Below are 17,471 nucleotides of genomic sequence, written 5' to 3' on the forward strand. Positions count from 1 at the left end.
ATCAAAGACGGGCGAAGCGTTCTGTCAGGAGCGCAAAGAAACCGTCGGCATCAACGTGGCGCATGACCGTGGCATTGGGCTCACGACCGGACACACGCCACCAATCAACAACTGTCATACCGACGGTCAGGGGTGACTCCAGCTCGATCTCGACATTGCAGTGGCGGCCGCTGAAAAGCTCCGGCTTCAGCAGATAGGCGACAACCGTCGGATCGTGCAGCGGGCCGCCGTCGGAGCCGTACTTCTCCTCGTCGAAGCGCTCGAAGAACTGCAGCCACTCGACCATGGCCTTTGCCGGCCGGGTGCCAATCTCAGCGATTTTCGCAACGCGGGCCTTGGTTGTCAGGAGCTGATGGGTCACATCAAGCGGCATGATGGTAACCGGTACGCCCGACTTCAAAACGACGGCCGCGGCGTCCGGATCGACATAGATGTTGAATTCGGCAGCGGGCGTAATGTTTCCGCCTTCGAAGAAGCCGCCACCCATCATGACGATCTCGCGAATGCGTGGAGCAATGTCGGGCGCCTTTTGCAGGGCCAGCGCGACATTCGTCTGCGGCCCGAGCGTGCAGAGCGTGACGGAACCTGCTGGCTCCCTGCGGATCGTCTCAACGATGAAGTCAACCGCATGCTGCGCTTCTACCGGCATCGTCGGCTCGGGCAGGACCGCCCCATCAAGCCCTGTCTTGCCATGCACATGCTCTGCCGTCACCAGACTGCGCTTCAGGGGATGCGACGCACCCTCGAATACGCGGCGTGCATCCTGGCCGCAGAGTTCGCAGACGATGCGGGCATTGCGGCTTGTCAGGCTCAAGGGCACGTTGCCGGCCACCGCCGTGATGCCGAGCAGGTCCAATTCGTCTGGACTTGCAAAGGCGAGCATGAGGGCAGCGGCATCGTCCTGGCCGGGATCGGTGTCGATGATGATCTTGCGAGGCTCTGTCATGGGGTAATCCTGATGTTGAGCAGCGAGCGATGCAGAGCGGCGCACATTTTGTCAAGCGAAGGCGCACGTAGCGCGCGCATCACTTATGTCCACGGCCGACCCGCCATAGCGGCGATTCTTGCGCTAAAAATTAACACTTCCATCGCAGTATGAAGGTCACGGCATGCCTGCCGTCTCTCCCTCATTCGTGGAGGATCGGAATGTTACTACGAGAAGTTACCGCCCGCCTGACGCAATCCGAATTGGCCCATCTTGGTGCCGGCGAGGTGGGGTATATCCGCAAGATGAAGTTTGACGACGTTTCCCGCTGCTTCCCTGAAGCACCGGAGATCGATCCCGAGCTCGACCTTTGGGCCCTCTTCGCAGCAGACGGTACACCGATCCTGCTGACCGACAATCGCTCCAGCACGTTCTTCAAGGCGGCCGAAGACGACCTGAAGACCGTCTCGTTGCACTGAACACCAGGCTGGTCAAGATGATCGGGCATCTGCGGCGATGCCCGGCTCTTCCCGGCGGCCATGGAACCTGGGTGTTGAGGGCTCTCAGCGCTTCAAGAAGGTGAGATAGGCGGATGAGCGTCCTTCGCGGCGCGCCTTTGCCTCATAGCGTGTGCCTGGCCAGCCCTCATAGGGTGTGAGCCAATCAGCAGCATTGCGGGCAGTCCATTCGAAACCACCATGGTTTCGGCAATGCTGAAGCGTCCAGTTTACATAGGTGTCGATGTCGGAGGCGAAACAGAAGGTTCCGCCCGGCTTCAGCACCTTATGAAAGCGCTGCAGATTGACCTCGGAGACGAAACGCCGCTTCCAGTGCTTCTTCTTCGGCCAGGGATCGGCATAGAGAAGATCGATCTGATCGATCTGGCCTTCCGGCAACCAATCGAGAAGCTGCGTCGCATCATCGTCATAGACCCGGATGTTCTTCAGCCCCTCGGCCTCGACGACCGCCAAGAGTTTCGCCATCGAGTTGACGAAGGGCTCTACGCCGATGAAGCCGGTCGAGGGATTGGTGCGGGCGCGATGAACCAGATGTTCGCCGCCGCCGAAGCCAATTTCCAGACGGACCTTCTCGACGGATATGGGGAAGAGCGATTTCAGGTCTGCCGGGACGGCAGATGCCAAGTCAACCTTGAGTTCGGGCAGGATGGTTTCCATGCGCCCAACCTGCTGCTCGCGCAACGGCTTGCCCTTGCGTCGACCGAAGAAGGCTTCGGTCGACCTCGTCTTGCGTTCCGCGTCCGTCATAATGCCTTCAAGCCTTGAGAGCGTCCTTGAGAGGCTTGACCAGATCGAGCTTCTCCCAGGAGAAAGAACCGTCGCGGCCAGCCTTGCGGCCGAAATGGCCATAAGCCGACGTCTTAGCATAGATCGGCTTGTTCAGGTCAAGATGGCGACGGATGCCCGATGGGGACAAATCCATGACCTTGCGGATCGCTGCTTCGACTTCGTCCTCGGTAACCTTGCCGGTTCCGTGCAGGTCGACATAGATCGAGAGCGGCTGGGCGATGCCGATCGCGTAGGAAATCTGGATCGTGCAGCGCTCGGCAAGGCCGGCTGCAACAACATTCTTGGCCAGATAACGCGCGGCATAGGCCGCCGAACGGTCAACCTTCGTCGTGTCCTTGCCGGAGAAGGCGCCGCCACCATGGGGGGCCGCACCGCCGTAAGTGTCGACGATGATCTTGCGGCCGGTGAGGCCGGCATCACCATCCGGGCCGCCGATGACGAACTTGCCGGTCGGATTGATGTACCAGTTGCAATCATCGGCGATCTTCAGCTCGCCGAGGGCTTCGCGGATGAAGGGCTCAACGACCTGACGGACCTTCTTGGAGTCCCAGCTCTCATCGAGGTGCTGGGTTGAAAGCACGATCGACGTGGCTTCTGCCGGCTTGCCGTCGACGTAACGGACGGTCACCTGGCTCTTGGCGTCGGGACCGAGCTTGCCGACATCGCCCTCACCCTTCTTGCGCGCCGTGGAAAGCGTCTGGAGGATCTTGTGGGAATAGTAGATCGGCGCCGGCATCAGATCCGGCGTTTCCGTGCACGCGTACCCGAACATGATGCCCTGGTCACCGGCGCCTTCGCTGTTCGAGCTGTCGGCCGCCTTGTCGACGCCCTGGGCGATATGCGCGGATTGCGAATGCAAAAGCACGTCAATCTTCGCCGTCTTCCAGTGAAACCCATCCTGCTCATAGCCGATGTCGCGGATCGCCTTGCGGGCGACCGACTTGAACTTGGCCGGATTGATGACCTCGTTGCCATTCTTGTCGGTCTTCATCAGGCTCGGTGGGAGGCGAACTTCCCCGGCGATGACGACGCGATTGGTGGTGGCAAGGGTTTCGCAGGCGATGCGCACGGTCCAGGGATCCACCCCGGTCTTGGCCGCTTCACGATAAACGAGATCGACGATTTCGTCGGAGATGCGGTCACAAACCTTGTCCGGGTGACCTTCGGAAACGGATTCGCTGGTGAAGAGATAATTGGCGCGCATCGGGATTCCCCTCAAAGTATGGATGGCCGCATGGTTACTCAGTTCAAGTTTCAATGACAAGCACACAACCACATAAATATATCTTTATGTGAGTAAACTTTTTCGCGGAGGCCAAAAAAAAAGCGGCCATCAAGACCGCTCTCTTTTCCCGTATCTAAAACCGGCTCACTCGACGTCAGCGTCCGCAGCGAGGGTCTTTACGAGATCAATGATCTTACGGCGAACCTTCGGGTCACCGATCTTCACGAATGCACGGTTCAGCTGAAGACCTTCCGAGGAGGAAAGGAAGTCTACAACGTAGTTCGAGCTCGAAGCTTCGGCCATACCACCCGACGCATTCGCCTGGTCACCTGGTGCATCTTCGAAGAAGAAGGAAACCGGGACATTCAGGATGCTCGAGATGTTCTGAAGCCGGCTGGCGCCAACGCGATTGGTGCCCTTTTCATACTTCTGGATCTGCTGGAAAGTAATGCCAAGGCTTTCGCCGAGCTTCTCCTGGCTCATGCCAAGCATGGTGCGACGAAGCCGAATTCTACTGCCGACATGGATGTCAATCGGGTTCGGCTTCTTCTTGTTCTCTATCATTAACATTGTCCTGACCAATGAGTTGGCGTTGCAACCACAATCCCCCGCCTCAGAACATAACGACACGTTGTACCCGCCGTCGCAGAACCGTTAGCATACTTGCAGAACCATGGCTTAAGCCACTATGCAATTTTAGGGGTTTTTGGTCAATTGATCCTTCTAATAAAACCCATGCGAGAAATGAGCGCCGTCACAGCAAATCCAAGCTGGACCAACCAAAAGTTTAGGTTGTGATCAAATTTGTATCGAACCGGTACAATTTTACTACCAATGCTTGCATCAGCAGCTCCTTGACTACCCAAATTTAGTCCAGTCAATACACGCCCCAGGGGGTCAATGACTGCCGAAATCCCGTTATTGGCGTTACGAATAAGGTAAGTTCCGTTTTCGACCGCGCGCAAACGCGCCTGCAGGAAGTGCTGATACGGCCCTGGCGTGTCGCCGAACCAGGCGTCGTTGGTGACGTTGAGGATCGCACTTGCCCCGCCGATATCGGCCGCGATTTCGTTCGGGAAAATGACCTCGTAACAGATCAGCGGATAAAGACTGAGACCCGAAGGTAGGGTTAGAACATTGCGGGAGGCCGCGGCGGAGAAGCCACCCGGCAGGCTGATGACCTCTTCCACTCCGAACTGGCGCAGGATTGATTCAAACGGCACATACTCACCGAAGGGCGTGAGGTGGACCTTGTCCGCAGCACCGAGGATCTGCCCTTTGTCGTCAATCATGTAGACAGAATTAAAGTAGCGCGGCTCAGATCCCGCTGCCTGGGCTTCCGCTCGAACGGCACCGGCCAAAAGGATCTGGCCGTCCTGCAACACTTCACCGATGCGCACGAGTGCATCGGGATTATCGGTCAGGATGAACGGGACCGAGGTCTCCGGCCACACGATAATGTCAGGGCGCGGCTTACCGTCCACTGGTGGTGCAGCAGTGAGCGCAAGGTGTTTCTCAAAGATTTCGACGCGATCTGTATTTTCGACCTTGTCTGCCTGATCGATGGCTGGCTGGACCAGCCGGATCGTGACCTCTTTGCCATCAGAGCCGAGCGGCGGCGCCAGGTAAAGACGATAAGCGCCATAGCCGAAATGCGCGACCAGCAAGAGGGAGGCAAGTGCCAGACCCGGAAGAGCGCCGCGCCGCGTCCCCAGCAATGCGGGCGCCGCGAAGACGAAGACTGAAAGGGTCGTGATAGCGAACAGGCCGAGGACCCAGTCCGATTGCATCATCAGCGGCACAGGCATGGCTGCATAACCGATGACATTCCATGGGAAGCCCGTGGCGACAAAACTTCGTAGCCATTCCATCAAACCAAAGCCAAAGGCGAGTGCCGCAATCCGCCCCATGCCATCTGACCACAGCAAGCGAGCAATGGCGGTGGCCAGACCGTAAAACACCGCCAGACACGCCGGAAGACCGAGGACCGCCAATGGCAGGGCCCAGGCGAATTCGTCAGCCTCAATCAGCAGGGCGCCGCCCAACCACCACAGACCGGCAACGAAATAGCCGAAACCAAACCACCACCCAGTGGCGAAGGCCGAGCGCAGACCAAGAGAAGCGCCCCGCTCAGGGTCACCGGTTGCGCCATCCAGCAACCAGACCAGCAGCGTGAACGAGACGAACATCGCCACGAACACGCTGAATGGCGCAAGTGCCAAGGCGCCGATTGCCCCGGCGATCATCGCCAGTACCGCTCGCCGCCATCCCCACAGCAGCACGATCCTGCCGGCAAGCGTTTCCATGCCATTCCCCCGCAATGCGAATCAATGGGCGCAGTCTTTCAAAATTTAACGGGAAAGTCCCGCCCTGGCAGGGCGGGTCAGATCAGGCGTCGCCGTCGGGCCTTTCGGCGGGCACAGCCAGCGTGGCCGATGCCGGCGAAACAACATCGCCGCCTGCCGGCTCGACCACTGGCGGAACGGGGCCCTGTTTCGCCTTACCGCGAGGCTTCGGCTCAGACCTCGACTTCTGGTCCGGCTTTGCCTTCTGTTCGACTGGCTTGGGGGCGACCTCGGCTTTCGTCCTGACTTTCGCCTCAGGAACGGCCGAATTCTTGGTTTCCATTTCGACCTCGGGCCGATGGTCGGGATCGCCCTTGACGGTGCGCCGACGTGCCGCTGCACGTTTGCGCGCAACGCGGACGCGCTTGATGCGGCGTGGATCGGCATCGAGAATGTGGAATTCGAAGCCCGGCAGGGCCTGTACAACCTCGCCGCGGGCTGGAATGCGGCCAAGGGCCGAGAAGATCAAGCCGCCCAGAGTATCGACATCCTCGACACGATCCGTGACGTCGAAATCAGGTCCAATCGCCTCGGCTATTTCCTCAAGCTCAACGCGGGCATCAGCGACGAACACATCGTCCGAGATCCGGCTGAACATGACTTCTTCGTCGTCATGCTCGTCATCGATGTCGCCGATGACCATTTCGACGATATCCTCATGACTGACCAGGCCGTCCGTGCCGCCATATTCATCAATCACCAGCGCCATCTGGGTACGGGCTGCCTGCATGCGCCCCAGCAGATCTGAAGCGAGCATTGACGGCGGGACAAAGAGGATCGAGCGAATAATGCCAGCCTCTGCCACCGTCTTGTTGAGATCGATCCGGTCGAGGTCGAAATTCATCTTCGGCTTTGCCGACTTGTCGGCTGGCTTCTCGACTTCCACGCCCGCACCGACGCCGGCCTTGGGACGCCGACGGCTGCGAGCCTGCTTGGTGAGGAAGGACAGGAGGTCGCGGATATGAACCATGCCGCGCGGGTCATCGAGTGTTTCCGCATAGACAGGCATGCGCGAACGGCCCGAAACCTCGAAGATCGTCATCAGTTCACCGATCGTCACGCTTTGATCGACAGCTTCGATGTCGACGCGCGGGACCATGATATCCTCGACACGGACCTCGCGGAAACGGAGGATGTTGTGCAACATCGCCCGCTCATCCGGCGTAAAGGCATCGCCCAGATGCGCATCGGCATTCAGGGCAACCGCGAGATCCTCGCGGAGGCTGGTGCCAGATGACGGCCTCAGCATGCGGGCAAGTCTTGCCCAGAATGAATTGGTGCTTCGGGTCGAGCTTTCCGCTCGCGAAGGACTACTGCCCTCTTCGGAGGACGAGCCGTCTGACCCGTCTTTGGCCTCGGGGGCCGATTTCGTCGCAAAGTCGCTCATGGTTCCAAACTATCAGATCGGGTCTTGGCCCGCATAGGGGTCAGATAGGCCAAGTGTCGCCAAAATGCGAGTCTCCAGCCCTTCCATTTCTTCCGCATCGTCGGTTTCGATGTGATCGTAGCCGAACAGATGCAGAAATCCGTGAACCAGCAAATGGTTCAAATGGTCGTCAAAGCTCTTTTCGAGATCGACCGCCTCCCGCTCGACCGTCTCGCGCGCGATGATGATGTCGCCGAGCATTGGCCCCGGCATGTCGCCGGGTGCGATCGGGAAAGCTGGAAAAGAGAGAACATTGGTCGGCTTGTCCTTGCCCCGCCATTCGGCGTTGATGCCACGAATGGTTTCATCGTCAGCAAAGACAAGAGATACTTCCGTTGGCTGTGCCGGAAAGGGCTGCTGTTCTTCGGAACGAAGCACATCTTCCGCTGCACCGAGGACGCGATTGGCCATCTGGTGAAGCGCGTCCTCGTCAGGCCAGCCGTCAACCTCGACGGCGATTTGTATATCCAGTTTGGTCATGTTCGTTTCGGCGACCGGTCAGGTCGCAGGCTGCTCGCTTTCGTCCGGAACCTTGTATTTCGCGTCATAGGCGCGAACGATGCGGCCCACCAGCGGATGGCGCACGACATCGGTGTCCTTGAAGCGGACCACAGAGATGCCCTCGACCTCCCTCAGGATCTGCAATGCCTCGACAAGGCCCGAGGTCACGCCACGCGGCAGGTCAACCTGGCTCGGATCCCCGGTAATGATCATCCGGCCGTTTTCGCCAAGACGAGTGAGGAACATCTTCATCTGCATGGACGTGGTGTTCTGCGCCTCATCGAGAATGATCGCCGCATTGGCGAGCGTTCGGCCACGCATGAAGGCCAGAGGCGCAATTTCGATCACGCCGGCGGTGATTGCCCGCTCGACCTTGTCGCCCGGCATCATGTCATAGAGCGCGTCATAGAGGGGGCGCAGATAAGGATCGACCTTGTCCTTCATATCGCCGGGCAGGAAGCCAAGGCGTTCTCCGGCCTCAACGGCCGGACGGGTGAGCACGATACGATCGACCACACCACGCTCAAGAAGCTGCGCGGCCTGGGCGACGGCGAGATAAGTCTTGCCGGTACCGGCGGGGCCAACACCGAAGACAAGCTCTGACCGCTCGAGCGCCCGCATATAGGCGTCTTGCGTCGGCGTGCGCGCCGCGATGGTTTTCTTCCGGGTTGAAATCTGGGCCATGGTCAGCTTGGCCTTGCGCTCCATGGTCGGCAAGGACAGCTGATCGTCAGCGGCAACCGCCATGCGGATAGCCCCTTCGACATCCGAGGCTTCAACCGAGCCGCCGCTCTGCAGGCGTGCATACAGGAAATCGAGCGCGCGGCGAGCCTGATTGGTGGCCAGGAGCTCACCGGAAATGGCGACAGAATTGCCGCGGGCGTGCGCCTCGACCTGCAGACGCTGCTCAAGCAGCTTCAAGTTCTGGTCGAACTGGCCAAAGAGTTCGCTGGCAAGCCGATTGTTCTCGAACGTCAAGATGAAGTGATTGGCGTCGGTCGCAGCTGTCCGGACATTGCGCGAAGGTGAGGAAACCACTTCTGTTGCGTTCAAGCGATCAGGCTCCTGTTGGATCAGGTTCAGGCCCTCACTCTAACCCTCTGCCACCTCGGCAAACAAGCTGTTTGGGCCGGCTGCGGTGATTCGTACCTGTATAATGTCACCGATTTGCGATGACATTGCATCAACATTCACAGATTGCAGCCAAGGCGACCGTCCGATCAACTGTCCCGGCATCCGCCCAGGCTTCTCCAGAAGGAGATCAATGGTGCGGCCGATCATCGACTGCATGAAGGCCTGTTGCTGTTCGAGCAGCAGCGCCTGAAGCCTTGCCAGTCGTTCAGTCTTCACGTCTTCGGCCACATGATCCGGTAGATCGGCGCCGGGCGTTCCGGGACGTGTCGAATACTTGAACGAATAGGCTTGCGCATAGTTCACCTCGCGCACGAGCTTCATCGTGTCCTCGAAATCCTCTTCCGTCTCGCCGGGGAAACCGACAATGAAATCGCCTGACAGCGCGATATCCGGCCGCACCGAACGGATACGCTCGATCAGGGCGACGTATTCGGAGGCCTTGTGGCGGCGGTTCATTGCTTTCAGGATCCGGTCCGAGCCCGATTGCACGGGCAGATGCAGATAGGGCATCAGCATTCGCAGGTCGCGATGCGCCTCGATCAGGCGGTCATCCATGTCGCGCGGGTGGCTGGTGGTGTAGCGTAGGCGGGCGAGGCCCGGAACTTCCGCGAGCTTGTAGAGGAGGTCGCCAAGGCCGATCGCCCTGCCCTTCTCGTCTTCACCATGCCAGGCATTGACGTTCTGGCCGAGCAGGGTCAGTTCGCGCACGCCGCTATCGACCAAACGCCGGGCTTCCGTCAGCAGCTGAGAAAGCGGACGGGAAACTTCAGAGCCGCGGGTATAGGGCACGACACAGAAGGTGCAAAACTTGTCGCAACCTTCCTGAACCGTCAGGAAGGCGGTAACCGAACGCGGCTTGCCGGTGACCTTGGTCGGATCCGGCAGGTGCTCGAACTTGTCTTCGAGTGCATATTCGGTATCGACCACGCGTTCACCACCGCGGGCCTTATGCAGGGCCTGCGGCAGGCGGTGGTAGGTCTGCGGGCCGATGACCACGTCGACGGCGGGTTCGCGGCGGGAGATTTCCTCGCCCTCTGCCTGGGCGACGCAGCCAGCGACGCCGATCATGAATTCCTTGCCTTCTGCCGCACGCGCTTTCTTGTGCTCGCGCAAACGGCCAAGGGCGGAATAGACCTTCTCTGCGGCCTTTTCGCGGATATGACAGGTGTTGAGCAGGACGAGATCAGCCTCTTCCATGACCTCGGTCGGGGCGTAGCCGTCCGCTGCCAAGGCATCGGCCATCCGGCCGCTGTCATAGACGTTCATCTGGCAGCCATAGGTCTTGATGAAGACCTTGCGCGTGTTGGCGCCCGGCGTCTGGGCTTCTGGAATGCTCACGGTGTCCTGGGTCATGCGGCGCTATTTAGTGCTTTTCGCCTTGCGGTTAAACCGAAAAAATCAGGACTCTCGTAGCAAAGGTCTAGCGGCGCTTGAAGCGGCCTCGCAGATGGGCGAGCAGCATGCCTCGCAACTGGCTCTCGGTCTGCAGTGTGAGGGCCTTGCGACTTTCACCCCGGCGAAAATCGATGGTCTCGCCGAAGGTCACGTCGACATCCAGGGCGCCGGCCCGCAACACGCCGATCAGGTGGGGCAAAAGGCCCACATCACCGGGCCAGCCGGCGATTGGTCGATGATATCGACCGAGCGGCAGACCTTGCACGCGGGTATAAGCAATGGCAACCGGCTGGACATGGACAACACCATCGCCCTCCTTCGGGAGGGCCGCAGCCGCAGCCCCGAACAACGATGATTTGAGCCCTAGTATGCGATTGCCGTCCGATGTTGTTCCCTCGGGGAACAGGACGATGATTTCTCCATCGGCCATACGAGCGGCAATCTCATTGACCTGTTCGCCGGTGCGGCGCTTTTCCTCACGCACGACGAAGATCGTCTTTTGCAGGCGCGCCAGCGCGCCAAATACCGGCCAGCCGGCAACCTCCGTCTTGGCGATAAAGGCCACATCCGCCAGCGAACCAAGCACCAGGATATCTTTCCAGGACGCATGGTTGGCCGCGACCATAAGGGGCCGGCGGCGGTCAAGTGTTCCGTGGGGAATGACGCGAATGGCGAGCGCGTAAAGCGCGAAGCGATGCCAAAGGCGTGGAAGCCGGCGGCGCAGCGGCCAATCGAATTTCAAGGCAAGCAATTGGACCGGGACAAGCAGTGCCGTCAAAAATACAAGAAGCGACAGGAGGACGGTGACACGCACCCAGTTGATCAAAACGCCCTCACCATCAGGTCGGCCATGATGTCACTGCTCATCCTTGGAGAGCGCGATCCCGTAAAGTTCCAAACGGTGCCCGACGAGGCGGAAACCATGTTCGCGGGCGATACGCTCTTGCAAGGCTTCAATTTCCGGCGAGTGAAATTCCACCACCGTACCGTTCTTGACGTCGATGAGATGGTCGTGGTGCTCTTCCGGTACCGTTTCATAGCGTGAGCGGCCGTCACGGAAGTCGTGACGCTCGATGATACCGGCATCTTCGAACAGCTTCACCGTGCGATAAACGGTCGAAATCGAGATCTTGGCGTCGACGCGTGAGGAGCGGCGATACAATTCCTCGACATCGGGATGATCGTCCGAATCTTCGAGAATGCGTGCGATCACACGACGCTGCTCGGTCATCCGCATGCCGCGTTCGGCGCACAGCACTTCCAGCGATTTCAAGGCGTCTTTCATTCGTTCAGCATATCCGCATATCGTCGCTTCGTCCAACCGACCGGTTAGCGAAGATCGCGTCGCATGACAAGCGCTGAGGACCGGCGGCCATTTTCGTCGGTATAATAGGCCGGACGTTCGCCGGCTTTTTCGAAGCCCAGCTTGCGATAGAGACCAAGGGCTGCGGTATTGCCGTCATCAACTTCGAGGAACATGGCCTCGCCGCCGCGATTGCGGGCTTCCCGCATACCAGCCTGCATCAACCGCCAACCAAGTCCATAGCGACCATAATTCTCGGCAACAGCGATCGTCAGGATTTCCGCCTCGCCTGCCACTTCGCGCGAAAGTACGAAACCGGCGAGCGGCGCTTTGAAGATCAGCGTATTCGTCTGCCATGCGGCAAAGCCAAACGTATTCGGCTGGAGGAGGAGGCTCAAGAATTCGCCGTCGCCCCAGGCACGCGGAAAACGCTGTCCATGAAGTTCGGCGACAGAGCGGCAATGGTCGGAGACCATGGGGACGATTTCAAATTCGGGCTGTCGGCTAAATAGGCTCTCGCGCATCTCATGCTCTCGCAACTGCAAAGCCCGTCTGCGGTTTCGCATCGGGTCCACGCAGATAAAGCGGCTTGGCCTTGCCCTGAGCTTTCGCCTCTGCAGCAAGCTGCGCGACAATCGCGATCGGATAATGATCCGGCGAGGTCTCAGCCTCCGGATCAACCAGCAGAGAGGCCGCCGAACCGACGGTTATCAGTCCCGGCGCTTTTGCCAGGACCAGGTAATCTTCCAAAGTCACGAGCGCCGGCTCGTCGGAAGGCTGCCCTTGGCGGAAGGCCTGAACATAGACTTCGTCACGATGGGCATTGATCGCGGCGAGGACGGTTTCATCACTTGGGGGTGCCGCGTGTGCAAGAACGGCAAGCGTGTTCACGCCGACACATTCGACGCCAAGCGCCAGTGCCAGACCACGAGCCGCGGCTACGCCCACCCTTATGCCCGTGAAGGAGCCTGGGCCGACAGTCACGCCGATCCGGCCAATGGCATCCATTTCGAGGCCGGCCGCATCCAGGGCCTCATCGATCATGGCCATCAGCCGCTCGGCATGCCCCCGACCGATTGTCTCGCTGACGCTGGCCAGAAGTGTGCATGCGTCCGTGTCATAAACGGCTGCCGCGCAATCCACACCCGCTGTGTCGATCGCCAGAACGATCATGCTATCCCCTGCTCTTGGCCCGTCGCATCTGCTCCCTTTTGGGTCTCAGACGGCTTCGACTTCCTGAACTTCCGGCACAAAATGACGCAGAAGGTTCTGCACGCCGTGCTTCAGCGTTGCCGTCGACGACGGGCAACCGGCACAGGAGCCCTTCATGTTGAGGAACACCTTGCCGTCCTTGAAGCCGCGGAAGGTGATGTCGCCACCGTCCTGGGCAACGGCCGGGCGAACCCGCGTTTCAAGCAGTTCCTTGATCGTCGCGACGATGGTTTCATCACCGGCGTCAAAGAACTCTTCATCGCTATCAGTTTGGGCAGACGAAGATGCAGAGCCCATGACCGGCGCGCCGCTCATGAAATGCTCCATGATGGTGCCGAGAATGGCGGGCTTGAGGTGCTGCCATTCAGGACCGTCTTTGGTGACGGTAACGAAATCATACCCGAAGAAGACGCCGGTGACGCCGGGGATTGCAAAAATGCGCGAAGCCAGTGGCGAGGCGCCGGCGCTTTCGACGTCGCGGAATTCTGCCGTGCCGGTGTCCATGACGACCTTGCCGGGCAGGAATTTCAGGGTCGCCGGATTGGGGGTGGCTTCGGTCTGGATGAACATGGTGGCCTCCGCGGGTGAAACGCCGCTCAAATTTAGAATATTTCCAAAATAGTCGCTTCCTCGTCACTATTCAAGACAAGGAGCCTCAGGCAGTCGACTTAGCACAGGGCGTCGATTTCTTCATTTGTCAGCGTGTCCGGCAGGACCGTGACCGGGATCGGGAAGGCTGCCCCCCGCCCGGCGATCATCGAGACCAGCGGGCCGGGACCTTCCTTGGTCGAGCCGGCGGCCAGAACGAGGATCGCAATATCGCGATCGTCCTCGATCAGCGTGTTGATCTCGCTGAAGGCACTGCCCTCACGGATCACGATTTCCGGCTCGACGCCTATGGTCTCGCGGACCGTCTGTGCGGCCTTGGCCATGATCGCTTCGGCCTCTTCGCGCGCTTCCGCCCGCATGATCTCCTCAACGCCGAGCCATTGCTGGAAATCGCCTTCCGGGATCACGTAGATCAGGACCAGGCCACCATTCGAATTCTTGGCGCGTCGCCCGGCATAGTGCACGGCGCGGGAGCATTCCGGGGTGTTGTCGATCACCGCCATGAACTTGCGGCGATGACCTTCAAGACGTGACAGACGCGTTGAAACCATGCATAGCTCCGCAGCCGGACTGAGATCGAATGACGCATGCAGGTTCCGGACGGACCCACATGCGCCGAGACCTTATCGCACGAATCCGATGATGTCGCGGACTTCGTTCATGGTCTTTTCAGCCCGTGCCCTTGCCCGCTCGCCACCATCGCGCAGGACGGCATCGATGTGGGCAGGGTCTTCCATAAGGCGGCGCATCTCAGCGTTGATTGGCGCCAGAACCTCGACGGCAAGATCGATCAGCGCCGGCTTGAAGACGGAGAACTGCTGTCCGCCGAATTCGGCAAGCACGTCCGCCTTGGACCTGTCGGCAAGCGCGGCAAAGATGCCAACGAGATTGTCAGCTTCGGGACGGCCTTTCAGGCCTTCCGCCTCGCTCGGCAGCGCATCCGGATCGGTCTTTGCCTTGCGGATCTTCTTCGAGATCGCCTCCTGATCATCCATCAAATTGATGCGCGAGAGATCCGACGGATCGGACTTCGACATCTTCTTTGTGCCGTCCTTGAGGCTCATCACGCGCGGCGCCGGACCATCGATCAGGGGCTCGACCATCGGAAAATAGGCATGCACCGGTTCTTCACCCACGGTGATATCGACACCGAGGCCGGTCGGCATGATCTTTTCCCTGAAGTCCAGATTGAACTTCATGGCGATGTCGCGGGCGAGTTCGAGATGCTGCTTCTGATCCTCTCCCACCGGCACATGTGTCGCACGGTAAACCAGGATGTCGGCTGCCATCAGGCTCGGATAGGCGTAAAGGCCGAGCGAGGCCTGTTCGCGGTCCTTGCCGGCCTTATCCTTGAACTGCGTCATACGGTTCATCCAACCGATGCGGGCGACGCAATTGAAGATCCAAGCCAGTTCCGCATGCTGCGGCACCTGAGACTGGTTGAAGACGATGTGCTTCTTCGGATCGATGCCAGCAGCCAAGAAGGCCGCAGTGATCGAACGGATCTGGGTCGTCATGTCCTCGTGGACGAGTTGGGCCGTCAGCGCATGCAGGTCGACGACGCAATAGATGCAGTCGTTGTTTTCCTGGAGCGCGACAAACTTGCGGATCGCACCGAGGTAATTGCCGAGATGGAGATTGCCGGTGGGCTGAACGCCGGAGAATACCAGCGGCTTGAACTCAGTCATGGTTGTCCTCAACAGGCTGGTGGAGGGCCCGATCTACAGATCGTGTCGGTCAGGGCTTATGCACGCAGCCGGGGCCGCGATCAAGCGTCCAACCCCGCAAGCATCTCGTTCCAGCGCGATTTCAGGGGGTTGGCAGTGCAAAAATGACAATGGTCACACGCGGTGTGACATCCGCCACAGAAAGTGACAATTCGAACCGAATTTCGTTCAACAATCCGGCCACTTAGAGAAACCCCGCCAAGCCCCTCCAAGATGCATCAGAGCGCCTATAAATGATGCAACCGCGCACGCCTTGAGCAAAACACTTCAAATTTGCCACATTCTCCGGAATAAAAGCCTTCCGCCGGCGACTTGGCTCGCTCGCTCCGACAAAACCATTCCAGAAGGTTCTCAATGCGCACATTGTATCGCGTAGCGCTCTGCTGTTTCCTCGCGGCCAGTCTTTCGGTTCCCGCACAAGCCACAGACATACGGAAGAAGAAGCACTTCTTCATGAAACACGACTACACTGCCGCCTATACGCTCCAGCGCGTCAGTGTTCGTGCAACCTGCTTCCCCGACCGCTTGAAGGCGATCCTGGCACACATTGCCAAGGAGACTGGCAAGAAGCCAATCGTGACCTCCGGACACAGGCCAAGGGCTGGAAAGTCGCAACATTCCAACTGTCTCGCGGCCGATATCAGGGTGCCGGGCGTCTCCGAGAAGACCATTGTGGCCGTAGCAGCCAGAGCGCCCGGCATCGGCGGTATCGGCCGCTATTGCAATGGCATTGTGCATGTCGATATCGGACCGCAGCGCCGCTGGAATTACTGCTGATCGGTGGGTTCTGCTGGCGCCTTTGCCTTGCGCTTGAGGTTCCGGCGGATCATGCCGAGATCGGCGCCGCCGATTGCAAAGGCGATGCCGAAATAGACTGGCATTGCCAAGGCAATCAGGGCACCCAGCGCCAGAAGCTGGTGCAGTAGCGGGCTCTGTGGCGTGAGCCAGGCACTCAATTCTCCGGAGGCATAGACGAGCATGGCAGCCATGACGCCTGCCGCCACGAGCAGGCGAAGAGTGCGCGTCACAAGGCTCCACTCGAACATCAGATGCTTGCGCCAGACGAGGACCGAGAACAGAAGGATCGTATTGGTCCAGCCGGCTGCGGCTTCTGCTATGGCGATGCCGCTTTCCTCGAAGATTGGGAACAGGGTAAGTGCCAAGCCCGTGTTGAGTGCCACCGAGACCATAGTGAAGCGCATCGGCGTTTTCGTGTCTTCGCGGGCATAGTAGCCCGGCTGCAGCGCCTTGATCAGCACGAAGCCCGGCAGTCCGAGACCGTATATGGCGAGGATCGACGCGACGACAGCGGTGTTCTGTTCGCTGAAAGCGCCACGCTCGTAGAGCACGCGAATGATCTCATCGGACAGGACCCAAATACCCACGGCTGCCGGCAACGTCAGGAAGAGGACGAATTCGATCGATCGGTTCTGAAGGTTTGCCGCTTCCTTCATGTGGCCGCCCTTGAGTGCCCGTGCCAACTCCGGCAGGAGCACGACCGCAACCGCAACACCGACGACGCCGAGTGGAAGCTGATAGATGCGGTCGGCATATTGAAGGGCCGAGATCGCGCCTTCCTTGCCCGACGCGATGGCCTGGCCAATCAACTGGTTGATCTGGGTGATGCCGCCAGTGATCGCAGCGGGCACAGCAAGGATCAGCAGACGCTTGACGTTCGGCGTGAATCGCGGCCGCTTGAAGCCGATGCGAATGCCGGCATGGCGCACACCGAGATAGACGACGGCAAGCTGCATAAGGCCTGCGGCCAGCACCGACCACGACAGGGCCCAGGCAGTCGCTGCCGGGTCAGAGCCAGTCCACAGCGACCAGCCAAGGGCCGCAATCATCAGGACATTGAGAAAGACAGGCGCAATCGCCGCGGCGAAGAAGTGATGCAGCGAATTCAGCATGCCGCTCAGCATGGCCGTCAGCGACATGCACATAAGATAGGGGAACATGACGATCGCAAGGCGCACCGTCAGGTCGAATTTCACGGCATCATCGGCAAAACCAGGCGCAATGATCCACTCGACCAGCAGCGGCATGGACAACTGCATGCCGATGGTCAGGATCATCAGGACCGAAAAGAGAACCCCGAAGACTTCCTCGGAGAAGCGCTTTGCGCCATCGATGCCGTTCGCTTCAATCTCTTTCGCAAAGAGCGGCACGAAGGCCGCATTGAAAGCCCCTTCAGCGAAGAGGCGACGGAAGAGGTTCGGAAAGCGGAAGGCAGCATAGAAGACGTCGGCGATGGGCCCCGTGCCCAAGGCGGCGGCCATGAGGGTTTCGCGGGCGAAACCGAAGACCCGGCTGCCGAGCGTCGCGCCACCGACGGTCATGAATTTCTTGACAAGGCTCATTC

19 protein-coding genes are annotated in these 17,471 nt (G+C 59.5%); 2 read left to right on the forward strand and 17 right to left on the reverse strand.

Translation table 11 applies throughout. The features are described 5' to 3' along the window. Nucleotide 1: 1 nt before the first annotated feature. Nucleotides 2-946 carry a nucleoside hydrolase gene (locus IP76_RS00725; protein ID WP_054156252.1) on the reverse strand — a complete coding sequence of 315 codons (945 nt, stop codon included), beginning with the start codon at nucleotides 944-946 and terminating at the stop codon, nucleotides 2-4. 200 nt (nucleotides 947-1,146) lie between these two features. Between IP76_RS00725 and IP76_RS00730 the strand changes: the two genes are divergently transcribed. Continuing rightward, nucleotides 1,147-1,404 (forward strand): DUF1150 family protein, encoded by a 258-nt coding sequence (locus tag IP76_RS00730; RefSeq protein ID WP_054156253.1) that lies wholly within the window; start codon nucleotides 1,147-1,149, stop codon nucleotides 1,402-1,404. Nucleotides 1,405-1,488: 84 nt separating this feature from the next. Here IP76_RS00730 and trmB read toward each other — a convergent pair whose 3' ends face one another. The 15 genes from trmB to trpS all read right to left on the reverse strand — a co-directional run bounded on the left by trmB (nucleotide 1,489) and on the right by trpS (nucleotide 15,070). After that, nucleotides 1,489-2,190, reverse strand: a complete 702-nt coding sequence (gene trmB / locus IP76_RS00735) for a tRNA (guanosine(46)-N7)-methyltransferase TrmB (protein WP_054156254.1) — start codon at nucleotides 2,188-2,190, stop codon at nucleotides 1,489-1,491. 7 nt (nucleotides 2,191-2,197) lie between these two features. Beyond that, entirely contained in the window at nucleotides 2,198-3,436 is a 1,239-nt protein-coding gene (gene metK, locus IP76_RS00740; RefSeq protein ID WP_054156255.1) for a methionine adenosyltransferase, read from the reverse strand. A gap of 165 nt (nucleotides 3,437-3,601) precedes the next feature. After that, nucleotides 3,602-4,021: a helix-turn-helix domain-containing protein gene (locus IP76_RS00745; protein WP_054156256.1), complete on the reverse strand. Its 420-nt coding sequence runs from the start codon at nucleotides 4,019-4,021 to the stop codon at nucleotides 3,602-3,604. Nucleotides 4,022-4,167: 146 nt separating this feature from the next. Continuing rightward, nucleotides 4,168-5,763 carry an apolipoprotein N-acyltransferase gene (lnt, locus tag IP76_RS00750; RefSeq protein WP_054156257.1) on the reverse strand — a complete coding sequence of 532 codons (1,596 nt, stop codon included), beginning with the start codon at nucleotides 5,761-5,763 and terminating at the stop codon, nucleotides 4,168-4,170. A gap of 82 nt (nucleotides 5,764-5,845) precedes the next feature. Further along, entirely contained in the window at nucleotides 5,846-7,189 is a 1,344-nt protein-coding gene (locus tag IP76_RS00755) for a hemolysin family protein (protein WP_082352358.1), read from the reverse strand. A gap of 12 nt (nucleotides 7,190-7,201) precedes the next feature. Beyond that, the gene (ybeY, locus tag IP76_RS00760) at nucleotides 7,202-7,708 is read right to left on the reverse strand and encodes an rRNA maturation RNase YbeY (protein WP_054156258.1); all 507 of its coding nucleotides are present in this window, start codon (nucleotides 7,706-7,708) and stop codon (nucleotides 7,202-7,204) included. Between the two features lie 18 nt (nucleotides 7,709-7,726). After that, the gene (locus IP76_RS00765; RefSeq protein WP_054156259.1) at nucleotides 7,727-8,782 is read right to left on the reverse strand and encodes a PhoH family protein; all 1,056 of its coding nucleotides are present in this window, start codon (nucleotides 8,780-8,782) and stop codon (nucleotides 7,727-7,729) included. Nucleotides 8,783-8,821: 39 nt separating this feature from the next. Beyond that, nucleotides 8,822-10,216, reverse strand: coding sequence for a tRNA (N6-isopentenyl adenosine(37)-C2)-methylthiotransferase MiaB (gene miaB / locus IP76_RS00770; protein WP_054156260.1), 1,395 nt, complete (start codon nucleotides 10,214-10,216; stop codon nucleotides 8,822-8,824). A 67-nt stretch (nucleotides 10,217-10,283) separates the two neighbouring features. Continuing rightward, complete coding sequence (locus IP76_RS00775; RefSeq protein WP_054156261.1) at nucleotides 10,284-11,084, reverse strand: 1-acyl-sn-glycerol-3-phosphate acyltransferase; 801 nt, start codon at nucleotides 11,082-11,084, stop codon at nucleotides 10,284-10,286. Between the two features lie 30 nt (nucleotides 11,085-11,114). Then, nucleotides 11,115-11,543 (reverse strand): Fur family transcriptional regulator, encoded by a 429-nt coding sequence (locus tag IP76_RS00780; RefSeq protein WP_054156262.1) that lies wholly within the window; start codon nucleotides 11,541-11,543, stop codon nucleotides 11,115-11,117. Between the two features lie 44 nt (nucleotides 11,544-11,587). Further along, a complete protein-coding gene (locus IP76_RS00785; protein ID WP_054156263.1) occupies nucleotides 11,588-12,085 on the reverse strand; it encodes a GNAT family N-acetyltransferase in 498 nt (165 codons plus the stop codon). Nucleotide 12,086: 1 nt separating this feature from the next. Beyond that, nucleotides 12,087-12,734, reverse strand: a complete 648-nt coding sequence (tsaB, locus tag IP76_RS00790) for a tRNA (adenosine(37)-N6)-threonylcarbamoyltransferase complex dimerization subunit type 1 TsaB (RefSeq protein WP_054156264.1) — start codon at nucleotides 12,732-12,734, stop codon at nucleotides 12,087-12,089. Nucleotides 12,735-12,779: 45 nt separating this feature from the next. Then, nucleotides 12,780-13,343, reverse strand: coding sequence for a NifU family protein (locus tag IP76_RS00795; protein ID WP_054156265.1), 564 nt, complete (start codon nucleotides 13,341-13,343; stop codon nucleotides 12,780-12,782). A gap of 98 nt (nucleotides 13,344-13,441) precedes the next feature. After that, nucleotides 13,442-13,933 carry a universal stress protein gene (locus IP76_RS00800; protein WP_054156266.1) on the reverse strand — a complete coding sequence of 164 codons (492 nt, stop codon included), beginning with the start codon at nucleotides 13,931-13,933 and terminating at the stop codon, nucleotides 13,442-13,444. 72 nt (nucleotides 13,934-14,005) lie between these two features. Further along, on the reverse strand, nucleotides 14,006-15,070 hold the full coding sequence (gene trpS, locus IP76_RS00805; RefSeq protein WP_054156267.1) for a tryptophan--tRNA ligase: 1,065 nt from the start codon (nucleotides 15,068-15,070) through the stop codon (nucleotides 14,006-14,008). Between the two features lie 393 nt (nucleotides 15,071-15,463). On the opposite strand from trpS, the gene IP76_RS00810 reads away from it, so the two are divergent. Then, a complete protein-coding gene (locus IP76_RS00810) occupies nucleotides 15,464-15,886 on the forward strand; it encodes a DUF882 domain-containing protein (protein WP_054156268.1) in 423 nt (140 codons plus the stop codon). Here IP76_RS00810 and murJ read toward each other — a convergent pair. Continuing rightward, on the reverse strand, nucleotides 15,877-17,469 hold the full coding sequence (gene murJ, locus IP76_RS00815) for a murein biosynthesis integral membrane protein MurJ (protein ID WP_054156269.1): 1,593 nt from the start codon (nucleotides 17,467-17,469) through the stop codon (nucleotides 15,877-15,879). The two genes, IP76_RS00810 and murJ, sit on opposite strands and share 10 nt — an antisense overlap. Nucleotides 17,470-17,471 lie beyond the last annotated feature (2 nt).

Origin of the sequence: Rhizobium sp. AAP43 (assembly GCF_001296045.1) — a bacterium.
In the GTDB taxonomy this organism is placed as follows: Bacteria; Pseudomonadota; Alphaproteobacteria; order Rhizobiales; family Rhizobiaceae; genus Allorhizobium.

Coding starts and splice junctions, on each gene's coding strand:
- IP76_RS00725 (WP_054156252.1), bottom strand. CDS start 946: ATGACAGAGCCTCGCAAGATCATCATCGACACCGATCCCGGCCAGGAC.
- IP76_RS00730 (WP_054156253.1), top strand. CDS start 1,147: ATGTTACTACGAGAAGTTACCGCCCGCCTGACGCAATCCGAATTGGCC.
- trmB (WP_054156254.1), bottom strand. CDS start 2,190: ATGACGGACGCGGAACGCAAGACGAGGTCGACCGAAGCCTTCTTCGGT.
- metK (WP_054156255.1), bottom strand. CDS start 3,436: ATGCGCGCCAATTATCTCTTCACCAGCGAATCCGTTTCCGAAGGTCAC.
- IP76_RS00745 (WP_054156256.1), bottom strand. CDS start 4,021: ATGATAGAGAACAAGAAGAAGCCGAACCCGATTGACATCCATGTCGGC.
- lnt (WP_054156257.1), bottom strand. CDS start 5,763: ATGGAAACGCTTGCCGGCAGGATCGTGCTGCTGTGGGGATGGCGGCGA.
- IP76_RS00755 (WP_082352358.1), bottom strand. CDS start 7,189: ATGAGCGACTTTGCGACGAAATCGGCCCCCGAGGCCAAAGACGGGTCA.
- ybeY (WP_054156258.1), bottom strand. CDS start 7,708: ATGACCAAACTGGATATACAAATCGCCGTCGAGGTTGACGGCTGGCCT.
- miaB (WP_054156260.1), bottom strand. CDS start 10,216: ATGACCCAGGACACCGTGAGCATTCCAGAAGCCCAGACGCCGGGCGCC.
- IP76_RS00780 (WP_054156262.1), bottom strand. CDS start 11,543: ATGAAAGACGCCTTGAAATCGCTGGAAGTGCTGTGCGCCGAACGCGGC.
- IP76_RS00785 (WP_054156263.1), bottom strand. CDS start 12,085: ATGCGCGAGAGCCTATTTAGCCGACAGCCCGAATTTGAAATCGTCCCC.
- tsaB (WP_054156264.1), bottom strand. CDS start 12,734: ATGATCGTTCTGGCGATCGACACAGCGGGTGTGGATTGCGCGGCAGCC.
- IP76_RS00795 (WP_054156265.1), bottom strand. CDS start 13,343: ATGTTCATCCAGACCGAAGCCACCCCCAATCCGGCGACCCTGAAATTC.
- IP76_RS00800 (WP_054156266.1), bottom strand. CDS start 13,933: ATGGTTTCAACGCGTCTGTCACGTCTTGAAGGTCATCGCCGCAAGTTC.
- trpS (WP_054156267.1), bottom strand. CDS start 15,070: ATGACTGAGTTCAAGCCGCTGGTATTCTCCGGCGTTCAGCCCACCGGC.
- IP76_RS00810 (WP_054156268.1), top strand. CDS start 15,464: ATGCGCACATTGTATCGCGTAGCGCTCTGCTGTTTCCTCGCGGCCAGT.
- murJ (WP_054156269.1), bottom strand. CDS start 17,469: ATGAGCCTTGTCAAGAAATTCATGACCGTCGGTGGCGCGACGCTCGGC.